Source organism: Mycobacterium fragae, assembly GCF_002102185.1.
GTDB classification, from domain to species: domain Bacteria; phylum Actinomycetota; class Actinomycetes; order Mycobacteriales; family Mycobacteriaceae; genus Mycobacterium; species Mycobacterium fragae.
Window position 1 is genome coordinate 104,894 of the sequence record NZ_LQOW01000031.1, and the last position, 21,315, is coordinate 126,208.

Here is a 21,315-nt window from a genome sequence, read left to right on the forward strand (position 1 = left end):
TGGCCGGGGGTCCACTCCAACGGCGGTGAACAGCGATGGAAGGCGGGGACGTGGGTCCGAGCGATAACGGAGCCAGGTCGGAATCTCATACCACAGCGGCGCCCGAGCGCCGAAAGTTGGAACAAGTCGTCATTCGTTTCGCCGGGGACTCCGGTGATGGCATGCAGCTCACCGGTGACCGGTTCACATCCGAAGCCGCCGTCTTCGGCAACGATCTGGCCACCCAACCGAACTATCCCGCCGAGATCCGCGCGCCCGCAGGCACCCTGCCCGGGGTCTCGTCGTTCCAGATCCAAATCGCCGACTACGACATCCTCACCGCCGGTGACCGGCCCGACGTGCTGGTCGCGATGAACCCCGCGGCGTTGAAGGCAAACCTCGGCGACCTGCCCCGCGGCGGGCTGGTGATCGTCAACTCCGACGAGTTCACCAAGCGCAACTTGGCCAAAGTCGGCTACGAAGCCGACCCGCTCGAATCTGGCGAGCTGTCGGACTACGTCGTGCAAGCTGTGCCGATGACGACGCTGACACTCGGCGCCGTCGAGCCGATCGGTGCGTCGAAGAAAGACGGCCAGCGCGCCAAAAACATGTTCGCGCTTGGCCTTTTGTCGTGGATGTATGGGCGGCCGATTCAGACCAGCGAGAACTTCATCCGAGAGAAGTTCGCCGGCAAGCCCGACATCGCGGAGACCAACGTGCTGGCGCTGAAGGCGGGATGGAACTACGGCGAAACCACCGAGGCCTTCGCCACCACCTACGAGGTTTCAAGGGCGGTACTGCCCGCGGGCGAGTACCGGCAGATCTCCGGTAACACCGCAATGGCGTACGGCATCGTCGCGGCCGGACAGCTCGCCGACATCCCGGTTGTGCTCGGCAGTTATCCGATCACCCCGGCCTCGGACATCCTGCACGAGCTGTCCAAGCACAAGAACTTCAACGTGATCACCTTTCAGGCCGAAGACGAGATCGGCGGCGTGTGCGCTGCGTTGGGCGCCGCCTACGGCGGTGCTCTGGGGGTGACCAGCACCTCGGGGCCCGGTCTGTCGCTGAAAGCCGAAGCGATCGGCCTTGGTGTGATGACCGAGCTGCCAATGCTCATCATCGACGTACAGCGCGCAGGCCCGTCAACCGGAATGCCGACCAAGACCGAACAGGCCGACCTGATGCAGGCGATGTACGGGCGCAACGGCGAGTCGCCGGTGGCGGTGCTGGCGCCATGTTCGCCGTCCGACTGTTTTGAAACCGCCATCGAGGCGGTGCGAATCGCGGTGTCGTACCACACCCCGGTGATCGTCTTGTCCGACGGCGCAATCGCCAACGGCTCGGAGCCATGGCGCATCCCGGACGTCGATGCGCTGGAACCGATCGAGCACACCTTCGCCAAACCGGATGAGCCCTTCCAGCCGTACGCCCGTGACCCGGAAACCCTCGCCCGTCAGTTCGCGATTCCGGGCACTCCCGGGCTGGAACACCGCATCGGCGGCCTGGAGTGTGCAAACGGCTCGGGCAACATCTCCTACGATCCGGCCAACCACGAGCTCATGGTGCGGTTGCGCGAGGCCAAAATCGACGGCATCCGCGTGCCGGATCTGGAAGTCGACGATCCGACCGGCGACGCCGAGCTGCTGCTGATCGGCTGGGGCAGCACCTACGGTCCGATCGGGGAAGCGTGTCGGCGCGCGCGGCGCAACGGCATCAAGGTCGCACACGCCCATCTGCGCCATCTTCGCCCATTCCCTGCCAACCTCGGCGAAGTGCTGCGGCGCTACCCGCAGGTGGTGGCCCCCGAGATGAACATGGGCCAGCTGGCGCTGCTGCTGCGCGGCAAGTATTTGGTCGACGTGCAATCGGTCACCAAGGTTCAGGGCGTTTCGTTCTTGGCCGACGAGGTGGGCCGCGTCATCCGCGCCGCGCTGGGCGGGACGCTGGCCGAGATCGAGCAAGACAAGACGATGGTCGCCAGGTTGGCGGCGGCTACTGTGGGCAGTGGCGTAGGAGCTGAAGTATGACTGACGTGATCGGCAATCTGGCGGGGGCAGAGCTTCCTTTGACGGATGCGCTGTCCAAGCACAGCGCAGTGCCCACCACCGACCAACCGCAGAAGGCCAAGGACTTCACCAGTGACCAGGAAGTCCGCTGGTGCCCCGGTTGCGGCGACTACGTCATCCTCAATACGATGCGGAACTTCCTGCCCGAGTTGGGATTACGCCGCGAGAACATCGTCTTCGTCAGCGGCATCGGCTGCTCCAGCAGGTTCCCGTACTACCTGGAGACCTATGGCCTGCATTCCATCCATGGGCGTGCGCCGGCCATCGCGACGGGTCTGGCGCTGGCCCGCGAGGACCTGTCGGTATGGGTGGTCACCGGTGACGGCGACGCGTTGTCGATCGGCGGTAATCATCTGATCCACGCGTTGCGGCGCAACGTCAACTTGACGATCCTGCTGTTCAACAACCGGATCTACGGGCTGACCAAGGGGCAGTACTCGCCGACCTCCGAAGTCGGCAAGGTGACCAAGTCGACCCCGATGGGATCACTGGACCAGCCGTTCAACCCCGTCTCGGTGGCGCTCGGCGCGGAGGCGAGCTTCGTCGGCCGCGCGCTGGACTCCGACCGCAAGGGGCTGTCGGAGGTGCTGCGAGCGGCGGCCCAGCACCGCGGGTCCGCCCTGGTCGAGATCCTGCAGGACTGCCCGATTTTCAACGACGGCTCGTTCGACGCGCTGCGCAAAGAGGGCGCCGAGGAGCGACTGATCAACGTCCGTCACGGCGAGCCGATCGTGTTCGGCGCCAACGGCGAATACTGCGTGGTGCGGTCCGGCTATGGCCTGGAGGTGGCCAAGACCGCCGACGTCAGTGTCGATGAGATCGTCGTGCATGACGCGCACCTCACCGACTCCGCCTACGCGTTCGCCCTTTCGCGGCTATCCGAGCAGAACCTCGAGCACACCGTGATGGGCATCTTCCGTCAGGTCAATCGGCCTACCTACGACGACGCGGCCCGGGCACAGGTTGGTGCCGCGAAGGAATCCAAGCCGGCTGGCCGCGCTGCCCTGCAATCGCTGTTGCGCGGGCGCGACACCTGGACCGTCGACTGACGTGACACCGCCTACGGCCGGGCCCGTTTCGTTGGCCGGGGTGGTGCTCGCTGGGGGCGCATCGCGGCGGATGGGCCGGGACAAGGCCACGATGCCTTTTCCGGGACCGGTTTCCGACGGTCTTCGCCGGGCAGGCACCGAAGGCCCCACAACGATGGTCGAATACATGGTCAGCGTGCTCGACCAGCGGTGCCAACCGGTTTTCGTGGTGGCCGCGCCGGGACAACCCCTGCCGCCGCTGCACGCCGAGGTGGTACGCGACGAGGTGCGTGGACTGGGTCCGCTGCTCGCGACCGGACGGGGATTGCGTGCGGCTGCCGAGGCCGGCGCGAAGCGGGCGTTCGTATGCGCCGTCGATATGCCGTTTCTCACCGTCGATTTGATCGACACCCTGGTGGAACGGGCAGCCGAAGTGGACGCCGACGTCGTGCTGCCCTGGGACGGCCGTGACCACTATCTGGCCGCGGTGTACCGCACCGACCTAGCCGAGCGGATCGCTGCGCTGGTGGCCGCCGGCGAACGCAAGATGCGCGCGTTGGTCGACAGCATCGACGCGCAGCGGATCGTGCTTCCCGCTTCCCGGTCGTTGGCCAACGTTAATTCTGCCGCCGACCTGCGCTCACTTTTGCAAGCCTGACGCTAATTGGGCGCCATTTACTGACGAATTCAATTTCGAATTCGGCTTGCTCGATTTCGGATATTGAGCCGACTGATTGTAATAATTGGCGCTATTCACATCGGGGCACTGATTCAATAGTAACCACATTCGCGACTGACGAGGTCGCATCCAGCCTGCGCCGGGGCCGCCCGTATTGCGTTGAGGCGGCAGCGATTTGAGCCCAATGGCCAATCAACTGTGAACGGGTCCTACCGGTATTAGGCGTTGCAAAAGCGGATCGCAGGACGATTCCGGCAAACAGGTGGAAGTTTGGTTGTAAAGCGTTCGCTTTTCGCTTCCAAGATAGTGATATGCCTTGGGACACAAGGCATATGGTGAAAGCGCGTTGAGCCCCGTGGCGGGGCGGCGCTCTCCGCGACGCCACATATCTCATGGAATTGAAAAGCGTTGTGGCACAGTATATTAGACCTATTCGATGGCCGTGTGGAGGCTTGCGATGACGCGATACGCCGCGGCGTTACACTCCGCTAGCTAACGCCCGGCTCGCCTTCACGCGAGGGATGAGCGCAAAACACTCCAAAACACTTGGCGTGACACCGTGTAAAGCCGTGGTGCAGCTCACAATATCTGCGTGATTTGGCTCACGAATGGTACGTCGCGTCACGAGATTGACACCCGCGAAAAAGACCTTCCTGACCTGGAAGGACAATTACCCGGGTCGCCGTGATCTGACCGTTACGGAAGCGAGATATCCGGCGTGTCCCGAGATGACTAATGCACGCGGTTCTCGTACGGTCCGTCTCGGCCGCAAAAGGCACAACAAAATCGAATCCACGGACCCGCGTGTGAGCGGGGGCTGCGGACGGCGACAGCCGCCGTGCGGCCGTCGGGCACCAGCCCGGTCGGCGGATCAGGCCCCCGCTGTCGTGCCAGAACGAGACGGCACGCCTCGAAGCATCAACCCGCCTGGAGACAGGCACCCCCACATCGCTGGGTTTGCTTTGGCGCGCGCGCACCGCGAAAGGAACGATATTGAGGAACGTCCGCAAGACGCTCATCATGGCCGGGATTGCAGGGGCGCTTGCCGCAGCGCCGACTGCGCCGTTCGTCGCCACCGCGTATGCGGAGGGCGACGCCTGGGACTTCAATGCGGCCCTGGGGCGCGCTCCCGAGGCGCCGGCGGACTTGCCGCCCGCACCGGATGCGCCGCCCGCTCCGGATGCGCCTCCGGCTCCCGATGCGCCCGCTCCGGACGCACCACCGCCCCCGGCCGACCTGCCGCCGGCTCCGGATGCACCGCCGCCTCCGGCCGGCCTGCCGCCGGCTCCGGATGCACCGCCGGCCCCCGAGGCGGCGCCGCCGCTGGCCGAGCCTGCCGGTGACGGTCCTGCTCCGGAAGCGCCCCCCGCGCCTAAGCAGGCCTACAGCGTGAACTGGGACGCGATCGCACAGTGCGAGTCCGGTGGCAACTGGTCGATCAACACCGGTAACGGCTTCGTCGGTGGTCTGCAGTTCACCCCGAGCACCTGGCATGCCAACGGTGGCTCGGGCTCCCCAGCCAGCGCGAGCCGCGAGGAGCAGATCCGGGTGGCCGAGAATGTTCTGCGTACGCAGGGCATCGGCGCCTGGCCGGTCTGCGGTCGGCGCGGCTGACCCAACGGCAACCCAAGACGGTGCCGGGCCTGCGGGCCCGGCACCGTCGTCTATTCCGCGTCTGGCAAGACGAACGCCGACCGCGCCGCCACCGAGGCCAAATGACGCGTCACCACGGCCTCGGGGACCAGCACGGTGGCCCGGCACGCGGCCGCACTGAGAAACGCCGGACGCAGGTTGACCATCCGGCCGATCAACGCTGATTCCCGGACCAGCGGGTTGACCCGCGGCCGTCGGAACGCCTCGAAGCGGGCGAACGCGGTCGGCAGGTCGGCCGCCCCGGCAATGAACGCGCCCAGAATCGCGGCGTCCTCCAGCCCCTGGCATCCGCCCTGGCCGAGGTGTGGGCGCATCGGATGGGCCGCGTCACCAACCAGCACCGCCGCGCCGCGGGACCAGTGTCTTGCGGGGGTGCGGTCGTAGAGGTCGTTGCGCAGCACGTCGGCGGGCGCGGTCGCGGCGAGCATGCTCGGGATCGGCTCGGGCCAGTCGGCGAACTTTGCCTGCAAGTACGACAACTCCCCATCCGGCGACAGCCGACCTTCGGGCGCCCGCTCTGTGGCGAACCAGTACGTGCGATCCGCTCCCATCGGTACATGGCCGGCTTCGACGCCGGGTCCGAGCGTTTCACCGGCCAACTCCGGGTCCATCGCGCAATCGGCGACTCCTCGCCACGCCGTGTAGCCCGCGTAGCGGTCGACCAGGGGGCCGTTCAGGTAGCGCGCCACCATGGACCGGGTTCCGTCAGCGCCGACCACCGCACTCGCCGAGCGGGCGCTGCCGTCGGACATCTCGATGCGGACCCCACCGGCCTCGGCAGCCAGGCCGACGGCGCCCACCCCGTATTGCACCGTGCCGGGGGGCAGCGCCGCGGCGAGGATGTCGCGCAGCACCGAGCGTTGCACTACTACTAAGGGCTCACCGAGCGCGGTGACCAATCGTTCGGTTTCGGGATGGCGCAGCCATGAGCCGTCGCACCAGCGCAGTGCTCCTGCGGTGATCCGGCCGCCGGCCTCGCGGACCGCGTCGCCCAGGCCGATATGGTCCAGCGCGGCCAGCGCGTTGGGCCAGATGCTGATTCCGGCGCCCGTCGATGTGTCGGTGCGCTCTTCGATGACCGTGACGTCGCGTCCACAGCGCCGCAATGCCACCGCGCTGGCCAGTCCCGCGATGCCCGCTCCGACCACGACGATGCGTTGCGTCATGGCCTGAACCTAGCCGCGACGACGATGCGCAGGGGCGCTCGGTGGGGGCACCCCCAGCCGCGCGGGGGCGCCCCAGCGTAGCGAGGGGACGGCGAGGGTTCTAGCGTCGCGGCCGTGAACGCAACGCGTGAATACGACATCGTCCTGTACGGGGCGACCGGCTTCGTGGGGAAGCTCACAGCGGAATACCTGGCCCGGGCCGGCGGCGATGCGCGCATCGCACTGGCGGGCCGGTCAACCGAACGCTTGCTCGCGACCCGCGAAGCTCTTGGGGGATCGGCACGGTCGTGGCCGATCCTTCAGGCGGACGCATCGTCGCCCTCGACGCTGGATGCGATGGCGGCGCAGACACAGGTGGTCATCACCACGGTCGGGCCGTACACGCGCTACGGGCTGCCGCTTGTCGCCGCGTGCGCCGCCGCCGGCACCGACTACGCCGACCTCACCGGTGAGGCGATGTTCGTGCGTAACAGCATCGATCTGCACCACAAACAGGCCGTCGACACCGGCGCCCGCATCGTGCATTCCTGCGGATTCGATTCCATCCCTTCGGATCTGAGCGTCTACGCGCTTCACCGTGCGGCGACCAACGACGGCACCGGCGAGCTCGGGAAAACCGACTTCGTCGTGCGCTTGTCCGGCGGCATGTCCGGAGGGACCATCGCATCGGGGATGGAAATGATGCATACCGCCTCCAGCGATCCCGATGCCCGACGCCAGGTCAATGACCCCTACACGCTGAGCACCGGTCGCAGTGCTGAACCAGACCTCGGTCCGCAGCCCGATATGTCGTGGCGTCGCGGCCGCGACATTGCGCCAGAACTCGCCGGCACCTGGACGGCTGGATTTCTCATGGCGCCGTACAACACTCGAATTGTGCGGCGCAGCAACGCATTACTCGACTGGGCGTACGGAAGGCAGTTCCGCTATGCGGAGCATTTGAGGGTGGGATCCACTTTTATCGCCCCGGCAGCGTCAGCTTTGATAACCGGCGCCCAAACCGCGGTTTTCGGTTTGGGCAACCGCTATTTCCGACTGCTGCCGCGGCGGCTGGTGGAGCGCCTTGCTCCCAAACCCGGCACCGGGCCCAGCCAGGCCACTCGCGAGCGCGGTTACTACCGCGCCGAGACCTACACCACCACGACCACCGGCGCCCGCTATGTGGCAACCATGGCGCAGCAGGGCGATCCGGGATATCAGGCGACCTCGGTGCTACTGGGAGAGTCCGGTCTGGCGCTGGCCATGGACCGCGACAAGCTCTCCGACCTGCGCGGTGTGCTGACGCCTGCGGCCGCGATGGGTGACGCGCTGCTGGCACGGTTGCCGGCCGCAGGCGTCACACTGGAAACCGCACGCCTGAATTGAATCTGCTCCTGGGAACCGCTGTCGGACAAGATCAGCTCGGGCTAGTGTCATTCCTGAGTCACCACATCCCGGCAACGTTAGGTGGACGGTTCCATGGCTGGCCTTGATGATCTTTTTGCCCAGATTCCCACGAGCGATATCGCAAGCAAGATCGGCGTCAACGAAGCCGAAGTGGACAAGGCGGTTCAGCTGCTGGTACCGGTGTTGGTCGGCGGGCTGCACCAGAACGCGCAAGACCCCGACCATGCAAGCAAAATCGAGTCCGCGGCCACCAACGCCCGAGGCCTGCTGGATACCGGTGTCCACGTCGACCAGGTCGACGAGAACGAGGGTCAGCAAGCGATCGCGAAGATCTTCGGCGGCAACGACACCGCCCAAGTCGCCAACGCGCTGGCAGGCGGTGGGGCCGGCAACAGCGATCTACTACAGAAGCTGTTGCCGATCCTGGCGCCGATCGTGCTGGCCTACATCGGAAAGCAGATGACCCAGAAGAGCGCACCCACTCCCGCCAAGGAGGAGGCGGCGTCCGGAGGTGCCCTCAACGACGTGCTGGGCAACATCCTCGGCGGGATGGCGAGCGGAAACAAATCGCTGGGCAGCGTCTTGGGCAGTGCGCTTGGCAACAAGGCCGGCGACATCCTCGGCGGATTATTGGGCGGCAAGAAGTAACCCGAACTCCGCTGCATGCGGCCGGTGTTCGTCGCGGACTTCGGTCCTTTCTAGAATTGATCGGTGACCGCCAGCCCCGAGCCCGCTGCCCGCGCGCGGGCTGAAGCCCTGCCCAAGGCCTGGGATCCGGGCGCGGTCGAAAGCTCCATCTACCAGCGTTGGCTCGACGCCGGCTACTTCACCGCGGATCCGACCAGCACCAAACCCGGTTACTCGATTGTGCTGCCACCGCCGAACGTGACCGGGAGCCTGCACATGGGCCACGCGCTCGAGCACACACTGATGGACGCCCTGACCCGCCGCAAGCGAATGCAGGGCTACGAAGTGCTGTGGCTCCCTGGCATGGACCACGCGGGTATCGCCACCCAGAGCGTGGTGGAACAGCAGCTCGCTGTCGACGGCAAGACCAAAGAGGACTTCGGTCGGGAGCTGTTCATCGACAAGGTGTGGGAATGGAAACGGGATTCCGGCGGTGCCATCGGTGGTCAGATGCGGAGGCTGGGGGACGGTGTGGACTGGAGCCGCGACCGGTTCACCATGGACGAGGGCCTGTCGCGCGCGGTACGGACGATCTTCAAGCGCCTCTATGACGCGGGCCTGATCTATCAGGCCGAGCGACTGGTGAATTGGTCACCGGTGCTGGAGACGGCGATTTCGGACCTCGAAGTCAACTACGAAGAGGTCGAAGGCGAACTGGTGTCGTTTCGTTACGGCTCGCTCGACGACTCCGGGCCGCATATTGTCGTCGCCACCACCCGGGTCGAGACGATGCTGGGAGATACCGCGATCGCGGTGCACCCTGACGACGAGCGCTACCGGGATCTCATCGGCGCCACGCTGCCGCACCCGTTTGTGGACCGACAGCTCGTCGTCGTTGCCGACGACCATGTGGACCCTGAATTCGGCACGGGCGCAGTGAAAGTCACCCCGGCCCACGACCCGAACGACTTCGAGATCGGGCTGCGGCACCAGCTGCCGATGCCCTCGATCATGGATACCAAAGGCCGCATTGCCGATACCGGAACGCAATTCGACGGGATGGATCGCTTCGACGCCCGTGTCGCGGTGCGCGAGGCTCTGGCGGCGCAGGGCCGGATCGTCGAGGAGAAACGGCCCTACATGCACAGCGTCGGACACTCCGAGCGCACCGGTGAGCCGATCGAACCGCGGCTCTCGCTGCAGTGGTGGGTGCGGGTGGAGTCGCTCGCCAAAGCGGCCGGCGACGCGGTGCGCAACGGGGACACCGTGATTCACCCGCCCAGCCTGGAGCCGCGCTGGTTCGCCTGGGTCGATGACATGCACGACTGGTGCATTTCACGACAGCTGTGGTGGGGGCACCGGATCCCGATCTGGTACGGCCCAAACGGCGAGCAGGTGTGTGTCGGCCCGGACGAGACGCCGCCTGCGGGCTGGGAGCAGGATCGCGATGTCCTCGACACCTGGTTCTCGTCTGCGCTGTGGCCGTTTTCCACCATGGGCTGGCCGTCGCAGACCGTGGAACTGGAAAAGTTTTATCCGACAACCGTTTTAGTCACCGGATACGACATCCTGTTCTTCTGGGTGGCCCGGATGATGATGTTCGGTACCTTTGTCGGCGACGACGAGGCCATCACGCTTGGCGGCCGCCGCGGGCCACAGGTGCCGTTCACCAATGTGTTTCTGCACGGGCTGATCCGCGACGAGTTCGGCCGCAAGATGAGCAAGTCCAAGGGCAACGTCATCGACCCGTTGGACTGGTTGGAGATGTTCGGCGCCGACGCGCTGCGGTTCGCGCTGGCCCGCGGCGCCAGTCCGGGCGGCGACCTGACAATCAGTGAGGACCATGTCCGCGCGTCGCGCAACTTCGGGACAAAGCTGTTCAACGCCACCCGGTTCGCACTGCTCAACGGCGCGGCTGTGGCCCCGCTGCCCGCCCAAGGCGAGCTGACCGACGCCGACCGCTGGATTCTCGGCCGGCTGGAAGAGGTTCGCGCCGAAGTCGATTCGGCGTTCGACCGATATGAATTCAGCCGCGCCTGCGAGGCTCTGTATCACTTCACCTGGGACGAGTTCTGCGACTGGTATGTCGAACTGGCCAAGACCCAACTCGCCGACGGAATCTCGCACACCACCGCCGTGCTCGCCGCGGTACTGGACACGCTGTTGCGGTTGCTGCACCCGGTGGTCCCGTTTATCAGCGAGGCGCTGTGGCAGGCGTTGACCGGCGGCGAGTCGCTGGTGATCGCCGACTGGCCGGAGTCGTCCGGGATTAGCCTGGATCAGGTTGCCGCGCAACGGATCTCTGACATGCAGAAATTGGTGACGGAGGTCAGACGGTTTCGTAGCGACCAGGGTCTGGCCGACCGGCAGAAAGTTCCTGCCCGCTTGTCGGGCATTGACTCCGCTGATCTGGGCACCCAGGTGGGCGCCGTCACGTCGTTGGCGTGGCTGACCGCGCCGGGGCCCGAATTCAATCCGTCGGTCTCACTGGAAGTCGGCCTGGGCAGCAACGCCAAGCACATCGTCGTTGTCGAAATCGACACGTCGGGCACCATTGACGTCGAGGCCGAGCGTCGCCGCCTGGAGAAGGATTTGGCCGCTGCGCAAAAGGAATTGGCGTCCACCACGGCCAAGCTTGACAACGCCGACTTCATGGCCAAGGCGCCGGCCGCCGTCGTCGACAAGCAACGCGACCGCCAGCGGGTGGCCCGTGAGGAAGTGGACCGGATCACCAGCCGCTTGGCCGCGATGTGAGCAGCCCACCCACTCCCGACGAAATCGCGTCGCTGTTGCAGGTTGAGCACCTGCTCGACCAGCGCTGGCCGGAAACGAAGATCGAGCCGAGCCTCACCCGCATCGCCGCGCTGATGGACCTGTTGGGCTCACCGCAACGCGGATACCCGTCGATTCACATCGCGGGCACCAACGGCAAGACCTCGGTGGCGCGGATGGTCGACGCGCTGCTGACCGCGCTGCACCGGCGCACCGGACGCACCACCAGCCCGCACCTGCAGTCGGCCGTCGAGCGCATCGCGATCGACGGAAAGCCGATCAGCCCCGCGCAATATGTGGACACCTACCGCGAAATCGAGCCGTTCGTGCAGATGATCGACGAGCAATCGCAGGCCGGTGTTTTCGGGGAGGCTGGCCCGCGACTGAGCAAGTTCGAGGTCCTCACCGCGATGGCATTCGCGGCGTTCGCCGATGCACCTGTCGAGGTCGCAGTTGTCGAAGTGGGCCTGGGCGGCCGTTGGGATGCCACCAATGTGGTCAACGCCCCGGTAGCGGTTATCACCCCGATCAGCATCGACCACGTCGAATACCTCGGCCACGACATCGCCGGGATCGCCGGCGAAAAGGCCGGCATCATCACAGGCCCCGACACCGTTGCGGTGATCGGCCGTCAGCTGCCCGAGGCCATGGAGGTGTTGCTGGCGCAATCGGTGCGGGCCGACGTCCAGGTCGCCCGGGAGGACTCGGAATTCGCGGTGCTGGCCCGTCAGGTCGCCGTCGGCGGCCAGGTGCTGCAGTTGCAGGGCCTGGGCGGGGTGTATTCCGACGTCTATCTCCCGCTGCACGGAGAACATCAGGCCCAAAACGCGGCGGTCGCACTGGCGGCGGTCGAGGCATTCTTCGGTGCCGGCAAGAAGCGCCAGCTTGACGTCGAGGCCGTCCGGGCGGGATTCGCCGCCGTCACCAGTCCCGGCCGGCTGGAGCGCATGCGCAGCGCGCCGACGGTGTTCATCGACGCCGCGCACAACCCGGCGGGCGCGGCGGCGCTGGCGCATGCGCTGACCGAGGAGTTCGACTTCCGGTTCCTGGTCGGGGTGGTCAGCGTGCTGGCCGACAAGGACGTGGACGGCATTCTCGCGGCACTGGAGCCGGCGCTCGATCGGATTGTGGTCACCCATAACGGTTCGCCGCGAGCCCTGGACGTCGAGACGCTGGTGTTGGCGGCGCAGCAGCAGTTCGGACCCGACCGGGTGCTCACCGCGGAGAATCTGCGCGACGCGATCGACACCGCGACCGCGCTGGTCGACGACGCCTTTTCAGAAGGGAAAGCGGAAGGCGAAGCGTTCGCCGGGACCGGCATCGTGATCACCGGCTCAGTGGTGACCGCCGGTGCCGCGCGCACGTTGTTCGGTAAGGATCCAGCGTGACCGGCCCGCCCGATCCATGGAAGAGTTTCCGCGGCGTGATGGCCGGCACGCTGATCCTGGAGGCGATCGTGGTGCTGCTGGCGCTGCCGGTGGTCGGCGTCGTCGGCGGCGGGCTGACCCCCGTCGCGCTGGGCTATCTGATCGGTTTGGCCGTCGTGCTGATCCTGCTCGCGGGGCTGCAAGGCCGGCCGTGGGCCATCTGGGTCAACCTGGCCGCACAGCTGGTGTTGATTGCGGGATTCCTGGTTTACCCCGGTGTCGGGTTCATCGGATTGCTCTTCGCTGCGGTTTGGGCGCTGATCGCCTACTTCCGCGCCGAGGTGCTGCGCCGGCAGCGGCGCGGCCTGTTGCCCGGCCAGCAACCGCCTCCGGACTGATCCGCCAGGTACGCTTTGCGCCGTGACCGAGCGCACTCTGCTGTTGATCAAGCCCGACGGCGTCGAACGGCGCTTGGTGGGCGAAATCATCGGCCGCATCGAGCGCAAAGGTCTCACGTTCGCGGCGCTGGAGCTGCGAAATGTCGACGACGAGCTAGCCCGCCACCACTACGCCGAGCATGAAGGCAAACCGTTTTTCGCCCCGTTGCTGGAATTCATCACGTCCGGGCCGGTGGTCGCGGCGATCGTGGAGGGGCCGCGGGCGGTCACCGCGGTCCGGCAGCTCGCCGGTGCCACCGACCCCGTGGAGAACGCCGCGCCCGGCACCATCCGCGGCGACTTCGGGCTGGAAACGCAGTTCAACCTGGTACACGGCTCGGATTCGGCCGAGTCGGCCAAGCGGGAAATCGCGCTCTGGTTCCCCGGCTAATTGCACGCTCGCCGAACGGGCCCTTCCCCGGCTCGGCGCACTCCGTCCGCGTCCATACGAACGTGTGGGATACTGAGCGAGGGTGAACGTCGCCGGACCGACTCAGGAACGTTGACGGGCGCCCGAATGAAGACTTCGACAAGCGCGACCACCGCTACCCGCGATGCGGCGCCGACTGTCCAGCCATCATTCAGACATGCGCCGAGTGCGTTCGAAATGAAGGGCTCGGGGCGAGACCATCACAAGTCCGGGAGAAGTGACCCGGACACATAGCGAAGCCCTCGCGTGGCCGCGTCGACACGACGCGCCCGGGGGCTTGAGGAGAATACGTGATAGACGGTGACCAATACTCAGAGATTCCAGAAGACCCGTCCCAGCATGAGGACCTGCCCGACCGGCTGAGAGTCCACACGCTGGCCCGAACCCTCGGGACAACCAGCAAGCGGGTGCTCGACGCGCTGACTGAGCTCGACGGGCGGGTCCGCAGCGCGCATTCAACCGTGGACCGCGCCGACGCGGCCCGGGTGCGCGACCTGTTGGCCAGCGAACCGGCCACGGCCGGAGCGGCCGACGAGCCGGAGGAGCCCGAATCGCGTCTGATGCTGGAGACGCCGGCGCAGCATCCGGAATACATGCCGCTGTTCGTCGCGCCGCAGCCGCTTGAGGGCGACGAAGACATTGATTCCGACGACGAGGACATCGACGACACCGACGGCGACCTCGACGAAGAGCAGGCCGAACGCCCGGCCGGGCGGCGGCGGCGCCGTGGCCGTCGGGGCCGTGGCCGCGGCCGCGGGGAAGGCGGCGGAACCGACCGTGGCCCGGGCGACGACGATGGCGACAGCGATGGTGGGCAGGATTCCGCTGACACCGAGGACACCGAAGACACCGAGGAAGACAACGGCTCAGCGGAGACCGCGACCCGTCGCCGCCGACGTCGTCGTCGCCGTAAGGCTGGGTCCGGCGATGACGGCGAGGACGGCCCGTCACCGGACGACCCACCGAACACGGTGGTGCACGAGCGGGCGCCGCGCGGGTCCGACAAGGCCGGCACCGACAGCGACCCGGCCACGGCTGAGATCCAGGGCATCGACGGCTCGACCCGGCTGGAGGCCAAACGGCAGCGTCGCCGCGACGGGCGCGACGCCGGACGGCGCCGCCCGCCGGTACTGACCGAGGCCGAATTCCTGGCCCGCCGCGAGGCGGTCGAGCGGGTGATGGTGGTGCGTGACAAGGTCCGCACCGAACCCCCACACCCGGGCGCCCGCTATACCCAGATCGCCGTGCTCGAAGACGGCGTCGTCGTCGAGCATTTCGTCACCAGCGCGGCTTCGGCGTCGTTGGTGGGCAACATCTACCTGGGCATCGTGCAGAACGTGCTGCCATCGATGGAGGCGGCCTTCGTCGATATCGGCCGCGGCCGCAACGGCGTGCTCTACGCCGGCGAAGTGAACTGGGAGGCCGCCGGTTTGGGCGGGGCCAACCGCAAGATCGAGCAGGCTCTCAAACCCGGCGACTATGTCGTCGTCCAGGTCAGCAAGGATCCGGTCGGGCACAAGGGCGCCCGGCTGACCACCCAGGTGTCGCTGGCGGGTCGCTACCTGGTGTATGTGCCGGACGCGTCGTCGACCGGCATCAGCCGCAAGCTGCCCGACACCGAACGCCAGCGTCTCAAGGAGATCCTGCGCGAGGTCGTGCCGTCCGACGCCGGGGTGATCATCCGCACCGCATCGGAGGGCGTCAAAGAGGAGGACATCCGCGCCGACGTGAGCCGGCTGCAAGAGCGGTGGACACAGATCTCGGCAAAGGCCGAGGAGATCAAGGAGAAGGCGGCCGGCGCCGCGGTGGCGCTCTACGAGGAGCCCGATGTACTGGTCAAAGTCATCCGCGATTTGTTCAACGACGACTTCGCGGAACTGATCGTCTCCGGCGACGAAGCCTGGACCACCATCAACGAATACGTGAACTCGGTTGCCCCCGAACTTGTTTCGAAGCTGAACAAGTACGAAGTCGCGGCGGGCCCGGATGGCCAGACAGGCCCCGACGTCTTCGCGGTGCACCGCATCGACGAGCAGCTGGCCAAGGCGATGGACCGCAAAGTCTGGCTGCCGTCGGGTGGGACGCTGGTGATCGACCGAACCGAGGCGATGACGGTCATCGACGTCAACACCGGCAAGTTCACCGGCTCCGGCGGCAACCTTGAGCAGACCGTCACCAAGAACAACCTGGAAGCGGCCGAGGAGATCGTGCGCCAGCTGCGGCTGCGCGACATCGGCGGCATCGTCGTCATCGACTTCATCGACATGGTGCTGGAGTCCAACCGCGACCTGGTGCTGCGCCGGCTGACCGAGGCATTGGCGCGCGACCGCACCCGTCACCAGGTGTCCGAAGTGACCTCGTTGGGTCTGGTGCAGCTCACCCGCAAGCGGCTGGGAACCGGGCTGATCGAGGCCTTTTCCACGACCTGCCCGCAATGCAGTGGGCGGGGCATCCTGCTGCACGCCGATCCCGTCGACTCCGAGCGCGCGGGCGGCCGCAAATCCGAGTCTCGACGGGGCCGGCGTCCCAAGAAGGGCCGGTCCGATGACCTGGCGGTGGCCAAGGTGCCCGCTCACGCTCCCGGCGAGCATCCGATGTTCAAGGCGATGGCCGCGGCCAACGGTCGCCACGACGACGAGAGCGAGGACGCCGGGGCGCCGACACCCAGCGAAGAAGCCGACACCCGCACCGAGGAAGAGGTCGCAAGCGAGGTCGCCGAGGAAGATCTGGACGACACCGACTTCGAAGACACCGAGGAAGACGAGGACGAAGTCGAACTCGACGATGATGAGGACATCGATGAGGATCTCGAAGACGAGGATCTCGACCTCGACGACGAGGATCTCGACGTTGACACCGACGATTCCGATTCCGAGGGCTCCGACGAGGACATCGCCGATCAAGCCGAGGTATCCGTCGTCACCGCGTCGCCCTCAGTCGAGCAACCGCGTCGACGGCGTGCCGCGGCCCGGCCCGCCGGTCCGCCGATCCACGAGGACTGACCGGTTTGACCCCTTAGTCGCTGGTCAAGTACCCTGGACCAGTTGTCGCGAGGCCTTCAGGCCGGCGCATCCCAGACCCACCCCGCGCACGCACTGGCAGCACAGTGCGCGGAGAAAAGAAGAGGTAGACGCAACGATGGCGACCTACGCAATCGTCAAGACCGGCGGCAAGCAGTACAAAGTCGCGGTCGGGGACGTCGTCAAGGTCGAGAAACTCGACTCCGAACCCGGCGCGAAGGTGTCGCTGCCGGTCGCGCTCGTGGTCGACGGCGCCACCGTGACCAGCGACGCCAAAGCGCTGGCCAAAATCGCCGTGACCGGCGAGGTGCTCGAGCACACCAAAGGCCCCAAGATTCGGATCCACAAGTTCAAGAACAAGACCGGCTATCACAAGCGTCAGGGTCACCGTCAGCAGCTGACGGTCCTGAAGGTCACCGGAATCAAGTAGCGGAGTCCACAAAATGGCACACAAGAAGGGCGCTTCCAGCTCACGCAACGGCCGCGACTCCGCCGCCCAGCGGCTGGGTGTCAAGCGGTTCGGCGGCCAGGTTGTCAAGGCCGGCGAGATCCTGGTCCGCCAGCGCGGTACGCATTTCCACCCGGGAATCAATGTCGGCAGGGGCGGTGACGACACCTTGTTCGCCAAGGCGGCCGGTGCCGTGCAGTTCGGCGTCAAGCGGGGACGCAAGACCGTCAGCGTCGTCACGGAGGCCTAAGCCTCGCGAGCGTAACGGGGTGGCGGTCTCGCGAGCTATTTTCCGCCGTGACGTTACATTCGGAGGAGTGGTAACCGATGCCTCGGTTTGTCGACCGCGTCGTCATCCACACGCAGGCGGGCTCCGGCGGTAACGGCTGCGCGTCGGTTCACCGCGAGAAGTTCAAGCCGCTCGGCGGCCCCGACGGCGGCAACGGCGGTCGCGGCGGCAGCGTCATCCTGGTCGTCGACCCGCAGGTGCACACCCTGCTCGACTTCCACTTCCGCCCCCATATCGTCGCCCCATCCGGCAAGCAGGGCATGGGCGGCAACCGCGACGGCGCCGCCGGCGCAGATCTTGAAGTCAAGGTTCCCGACGGCACCGTCGTGCTCGACGAGCAGGGCCGACTGCTTGCCGACCTGGTCGGCGCGGGCACTCGGTTCGAAGCCGCCGCCGGAGGTCGCGGCGGGCTGGGCAACGCCGCGCTCGCGTCGCGGGCCCGCAAGGCTCCGGGTTTTGCGCTGCTCGGCGAGAAAGGCCAGTCCCGCGACCTCATCCTCGAGCTCAAGACGGTCGCCGACGTCGGGTTGATCGGATTTCCCTCGGCTGGCAAATCCTCACTGGTGTCGGCGATTTCGGCGGCCAAGCCCAAGATCGCCGACTACCCGTTCACCACGCTGGCCCCCAACCTCGGGGTGGTTTCGGCGGGGGAGCGGACCTTCACCGTCGCCGATGTGCCCGGCCTGATCCCCGGTGCCTCGCAGGGCCGCGGTTTGGGCCTGGAGTTTCTGCGGCATATCGAACGATGCGCGGTTCTGGTGCATGTCGTGGACTGCGCCACCGCCGAGCCGGGCCGCGACCCGGTGTCGGACATCGATGCGCTGGAAGCCGAGCTGGCCGCGTATACGCCTACGCTGCAAGGAGATTCAGTTCTCGGTGACCTCGTCGAGCGGCCGCGCGCCGTGGTGCTCAACAAGATCGACGTGCCGGAGGCCCGAGAGCTGGCCGAATTCGTCCGCGACGACATCGCGGCGCGCGGCTGGCCGGTGTTCCCGATTTCAACCGTGGCCCGTGAAGGCTTGCAGCCGTTGACATTCGCGCTGGCCGACATGGTCGCGGAATATCATGCCGCGCAGCCGGTGCTGGTGCCGCGGCGGCCGGTGATTCGCCCGATTCCGGTCGACGAATCGGGGTTCACCGTGGAGTTCGACGGGCAGGGCGGGTTCGTGGTGCGGGGGCAGCGGCCCGAACGGTGGGTCGCGCAGACCAATTTCGACAACGACGAGGCGGTCGGCTACCTCGGTGACCGGTTGGCGCGGCTGGGCGTCGAGGATGAACTGGTGCGGTTGGGCGCCAAGCCGGGATGCGCCGTGACGATCGGCGAGGTCACGTTCGACTGGGAGCCGCAAACTCCCGCCGGAGTCGACACCGCGATGTCGGCGCGCGGTACCGACGCGCGTCTCGAGGGCACCGAGCGCGTCGGCGCCGCCGAGCGTAAGGCGGCCCGCCGCCAGCGTCGCGAGCGTGGCTCATGACCAGCACGCGCGAGGCCATCCGCACGGCGCGAAGCGTCGTCGTCAAGGTCGGTACCACCGCATTGACCAACTCCTCCGGCATGTTCGACGCCAGCAGGCTGGCCGGGCTGGCCGACGCCATCGAGGCGAGGATGAAGGCGGGCTCCGACGTCGTGATCGTCTCCTCCGGAGCGATCGCCGCCGGCATCGAGCCCCTGGGGCTGACCAGGCGGCCCGCCGACCTGGCCACCAAGCAGGCGGCGGCCAGCGTCGGGCAGGTCGCGCTGGTGAACTCGTGGAGCGCGGCGTTCGCTCGTTATCAGCGCGCGGTCGGCCAGGTGCTGCTGACCGCGCAGGACATTTCGATGCGGGTACAGCACACCAACGCCCAGCGCACCCTGGACCGGCTGCGGGCGCTGCACGCGGTGGCGATCGTCAACGAGAACGACACGGTGGCCACCAACGAGATCCGGTTCGGTGACAACGACCGCCTCTCGGCACTGGTCGCGCACCTGGTTGGCGCCGACGCACTTGTGCTGTTATCCGACATCGACGGGCTGTACGACTCCGACCCGCGGAAAGCGCCCGAATCACGCTTCATTCCGGAGGTGTCCGGTCCGTCCGATCTGGTCGGCGTCGTCGCGGGACACAGCAGCCACCTGGGTACCGGCGGAATGGCGTCGAAGGTGTCCTCGGCGTTGCTGGCCGCCGACGCCGGGGTCCCGGTGTTGCTCGCGGCCGCCGCCGACGCCGCGACCGCGCTGGCGGATGCATCAGTGGGCACGGCGTTCGCCGCGCGGCGGCAGCGGATGTCGGCGCGACGATTCTGGGTGCGCTATGCCGCGGAGTCCGCGGGCTCGCTGACCCTCGACGAGGGCGCCGTACGCGCCGTGGTGGAGCAGCGTCGCTCGCTCTTGCCGGCCGGTATCACCGCGCTGTCCGGTCGTTTTCACGGCGGTGACGTCGTCAACCTGTGTGGTCCAGACGCCACCGTGGTGGCCCGGGGTGTCGTCGCCTACGACGCCGCCGAATTGGCCACGATGCTGGGCCGGTCGACCACCGACCTACCGCCCGAGCTGCGGCGGCCCGCCGTGCACGCCGACGACTTGGTTGCGGTGTAAGCCGGCAGCTCACCGGCCAGCAGCGCCAACAACTCCGAGCAGCCGCCGTCGACCTTGACGGTGGCCAAGCCGTCGCCGCGGGTGGGTCCGCGGTTGACGATCGCGATCGGGATGCCCAGCGCGGCGGCGTTGCGCACGAACCGATAACCGGAGAACACCGTCAGCGACGACCCCGCGACCAGCAGCGCGTCGGCTTCGTCAATCAGTGAAAATGCTTGGTCCACACGGTCTTTCGGCACGGTCTCGCCGAAGTACACGATATCGGGTTTGAGCATGCCACCGCAGGATGGACAGTCGAGGTAGCGGAACGACGCGGTGTCGGCGACGACGGCGTCAGCGTCGGGCGCCACCGCCAACCCGCCGACAGCTTCGGCGCGCTCGATGAATCCCGGGTTGAGCGCCTCCAGTTGCTCGGCCAGCGTTGCCCGGCTCATGGTGTCGCCGCAACTCAGGCAGATCACTCGCGCGTAGCTGCCGTGCAGATTGACCACCGTCGTGCTGCCGGCCTTGGTGTGCAACAGGTCGACGTTCTGGGTGATCACGCCGGTCACCAGCCCGGCTTGCTCGAGCGTGGCGACCGCGCGGTGCCCGGCATTGGGCATGGTCTCGTCCATGTGCCGCCAGCCGATGTGGTTGCGGGCCCAATACCGCTGCCGGAACACCGGATCGGAGGTGAACTGCCGGATGGTCATGGGATTGCTCGGCGGTGAATCCGGGCCGCGGTAGTCGGGAATGCCCGAGTCGGTGGAGATCCCGGCGCCCGTCAGCACCGCGACACGGCGACCGGCCAACAGCGCCACCAGCTCGGGGGCTTCGGGACGGGCACTCACCCGTCCGAGACTACGTCAGCCCAGGCAGTCCGCCGCCGTCGTCAATTCGGCGTCCATGTTCGCCTCCATCATCTTGAGCGCCGCCGCACCCAGCTCGGCGTCGATGTGGGCGACAGCATCCTTCGGAATCACCACAGGGAAATGCCGCACGTAGGCGTCGAGGGCGCTGTAAAGGATGCACTGCTCGGTGACTTGACCGGTCAGGATCAACCGTTTGGTGTCCAGGCGACCGAGCAGATAGGCCACGGGGGTCGCATAGAACACGCTGTGACGGACCTTGGTCACCAGGCGACTGCCCTCGGCCGGCACGATCGGGCGAACCAGATCCGGCCGCGCGCCGGCCAGCGCCGAACGGACTATGTCGGAGAACTCCGCGCTGAAATCGCCGTAGTTGTCGTTGACGTACACCACGTCGACGTCGTCCGACTTTCCGGCGCGTTCGACAAGGTCGGCCAGCGGATCGATGATTTCCGCAACATTGGGTATCAGTACTTCGGCGTCGGAATGCTGATAGCTGTTCAGCATGTCGACCACCAGCACAGCGGTGTCGCTCATGCTGG

17 protein-coding genes and 1 pseudogene are annotated in these 21,315 nt (G+C 66.8%); 15 read left to right on the forward strand and 3 right to left on the reverse strand.

Annotated elements, in window-relative coordinates; translation table 11 throughout:
- Positions 1 to 35: 35 nt before the first annotated feature.
- The 4 genes from AWC06_RS18930 (at position 36) to AWC06_RS23435 (ending at position 5,369) form a co-directional block, all read left to right on the forward strand.
- A complete protein-coding gene (locus AWC06_RS18930) occupies positions 36 to 2,009 on the forward strand; it encodes a 2-oxoacid:acceptor oxidoreductase subunit alpha (protein WP_085199540.1) in 1,974 nt (657 codons plus the stop codon).
- Positions 2,006 to 3,097, forward strand: coding sequence for a 2-oxoacid:ferredoxin oxidoreductase subunit beta (locus AWC06_RS18935; RefSeq protein WP_085199541.1), 1,092 nt, complete (start codon positions 2,006 to 2,008; stop codon positions 3,095 to 3,097). Before AWC06_RS18930 ends, AWC06_RS18935 begins: the two co-directional genes overlap by 4 nt.
- Position 3,098: 1 nt before the next feature.
- Positions 3,099 to 3,734 carry a molybdenum cofactor guanylyltransferase gene (gene mobA / locus AWC06_RS18940; protein WP_085199542.1) on the forward strand — a complete coding sequence of 212 codons (636 nt, stop codon included), beginning with the start codon at positions 3,099 to 3,101 and terminating at the stop codon, positions 3,732 to 3,734.
- 1,014 nt (positions 3,735 to 4,748) lie between these two features.
- On the forward strand, positions 4,749 to 5,369 hold the full coding sequence (locus AWC06_RS23435; RefSeq protein ID WP_085200047.1) for a transglycosylase family protein: 621 nt from the start codon (positions 4,749 to 4,751) through the stop codon (positions 5,367 to 5,369).
- A 50-nt stretch (positions 5,370 to 5,419) separates the two neighbouring features.
- On the opposite strand, the gene AWC06_RS18950 is transcribed toward AWC06_RS23435, so the two are convergent.
- Positions 5,420 to 6,574, reverse strand: a complete 1,155-nt coding sequence (locus tag AWC06_RS18950; protein ID WP_085199543.1) for an FAD-dependent monooxygenase — start codon at positions 6,572 to 6,574, stop codon at positions 5,420 to 5,422.
- A 114-nt stretch (positions 6,575 to 6,688) separates the two neighbouring features.
- Between AWC06_RS18950 and AWC06_RS18955 the strand changes: the two genes are divergently transcribed.
- The 11 genes from AWC06_RS18955 (at position 6,689) to proB (ending at position 19,925) form a co-directional block, all read left to right on the forward strand.
- Positions 6,689 to 7,939, forward strand: coding sequence for a saccharopine dehydrogenase family protein (locus AWC06_RS18955; RefSeq protein WP_085199544.1), 1,251 nt, complete (start codon positions 6,689 to 6,691; stop codon positions 7,937 to 7,939).
- A gap of 93 nt (positions 7,940 to 8,032) precedes the next feature.
- Positions 8,033 to 8,608: a DUF937 domain-containing protein gene (locus AWC06_RS18960; RefSeq protein WP_085199545.1), complete on the forward strand. Its 576-nt coding sequence runs from the start codon at positions 8,033 to 8,035 to the stop codon at positions 8,606 to 8,608.
- Between the two features lie 63 nt (positions 8,609 to 8,671).
- Positions 8,672 to 11,341 (forward strand): valine--tRNA ligase, encoded by a 2,670-nt coding sequence (locus AWC06_RS18965; RefSeq protein ID WP_085199546.1) that lies wholly within the window; start codon positions 8,672 to 8,674, stop codon positions 11,339 to 11,341.
- Positions 11,338 to 12,747 carry a bifunctional tetrahydrofolate synthase/dihydrofolate synthase gene (gene folC, locus AWC06_RS18970; protein ID WP_085199547.1) on the forward strand — a complete coding sequence of 470 codons (1,410 nt, stop codon included), beginning with the start codon at positions 11,338 to 11,340 and terminating at the stop codon, positions 12,745 to 12,747. Before AWC06_RS18965 ends, folC begins: the two co-directional genes overlap by 4 nt.
- Positions 12,748 to 12,785: 38 nt before the next feature.
- Positions 12,786 to 13,124: a DUF4233 domain-containing protein gene (locus AWC06_RS18975; protein ID WP_085200048.1), complete on the forward strand. Its 339-nt coding sequence runs from the start codon at positions 12,786 to 12,788 to the stop codon at positions 13,122 to 13,124.
- Between the two features lie 22 nt (positions 13,125 to 13,146).
- On the forward strand, positions 13,147 to 13,554 hold the full coding sequence (gene ndk / locus AWC06_RS18980) for a nucleoside-diphosphate kinase (RefSeq protein ID WP_085199548.1): 408 nt from the start codon (positions 13,147 to 13,149) through the stop codon (positions 13,552 to 13,554).
- A gap of 329 nt (positions 13,555 to 13,883) precedes the next feature.
- Complete coding sequence (gene rne / locus AWC06_RS18985) at positions 13,884 to 16,595, forward strand: ribonuclease E (RefSeq protein WP_085199549.1); 2,712 nt, start codon at positions 13,884 to 13,886, stop codon at positions 16,593 to 16,595.
- Between the two features lie 136 nt (positions 16,596 to 16,731).
- Positions 16,732 to 17,043 (forward strand): 50S ribosomal protein L21, encoded by a 312-nt coding sequence (gene rplU, locus AWC06_RS18990; protein ID WP_085199550.1) that lies wholly within the window; start codon positions 16,732 to 16,734, stop codon positions 17,041 to 17,043.
- 13 nt (positions 17,044 to 17,056) lie between these two features.
- Positions 17,057 to 17,311: a 50S ribosomal protein L27 gene (gene rpmA / locus AWC06_RS18995; RefSeq protein ID WP_085199551.1), complete on the forward strand. Its 255-nt coding sequence runs from the start codon at positions 17,057 to 17,059 to the stop codon at positions 17,309 to 17,311.
- Between the two features lie 77 nt (positions 17,312 to 17,388).
- Entirely contained in the window at positions 17,389 to 18,825 is a 1,437-nt protein-coding gene (obgE, locus tag AWC06_RS19000) for a GTPase ObgE (RefSeq protein WP_085199552.1), read from the forward strand.
- Entirely contained in the window at positions 18,822 to 19,925 is a 1,104-nt protein-coding gene (gene proB, locus AWC06_RS19005; protein ID WP_085199553.1) for a glutamate 5-kinase, read from the forward strand. The genes obgE and proB overlap by 4 nt, the downstream gene beginning before the upstream one ends.
- Before the next feature lie 5 nt (positions 19,926 to 19,930).
- Here proB and AWC06_RS19010 read toward each other — a convergent pair.
- Positions 19,931 to 20,755 (reverse strand): annotated as a pseudogene (locus AWC06_RS19010) (NAD-dependent protein deacetylase); the annotation flags it as partial.
- A 15-nt stretch (positions 20,756 to 20,770) separates the two neighbouring features.
- A complete protein-coding gene (locus AWC06_RS19015; RefSeq protein WP_085199555.1) occupies positions 20,771 to 21,310 on the reverse strand; it encodes a cysteine hydrolase family protein in 540 nt (179 codons plus the stop codon).
- Positions 21,311 to 21,315 lie beyond the last annotated feature (5 nt).

Coding starts and splice junctions, on each gene's coding strand:
- AWC06_RS18950 (WP_085199543.1), bottom strand. CDS start 6,574: ATGACGCAACGCATCGTCGTGGTCGGAGCGGGCATCGCGGGACTGGCC.
- AWC06_RS18960 (WP_085199545.1), top strand. CDS start 8,033: ATGGCTGGCCTTGATGATCTTTTTGCCCAGATTCCCACGAGCGATATC.
- AWC06_RS19015 (WP_085199555.1), bottom strand. CDS start 21,310: ATGAGCGACACCGCTGTGCTGGTGGTCGACATGCTGAACAGCTATCAG.
- proB (WP_085199553.1), top strand. CDS start 18,822: ATGACCAGCACGCGCGAGGCCATCCGCACGGCGCGAAGCGTCGTCGTC.
- rpmA (WP_085199551.1), top strand. CDS start 17,057: ATGGCACACAAGAAGGGCGCTTCCAGCTCACGCAACGGCCGCGACTCC.
- AWC06_RS18975 (WP_085200048.1), top strand. CDS start 12,786: ATGGCCGGCACGCTGATCCTGGAGGCGATCGTGGTGCTGCTGGCGCTG.
- rplU (WP_085199550.1), top strand. CDS start 16,732: ATGGCGACCTACGCAATCGTCAAGACCGGCGGCAAGCAGTACAAAGTC.
- AWC06_RS18930 (WP_085199540.1), top strand. CDS start 36: ATGGAAGGCGGGGACGTGGGTCCGAGCGATAACGGAGCCAGGTCGGAA.
- AWC06_RS18935 (WP_085199541.1), top strand. CDS start 2,006: ATGACTGACGTGATCGGCAATCTGGCGGGGGCAGAGCTTCCTTTGACG.
- obgE (WP_085199552.1), top strand. CDS start 17,389: ATGCCTCGGTTTGTCGACCGCGTCGTCATCCACACGCAGGCGGGCTCC.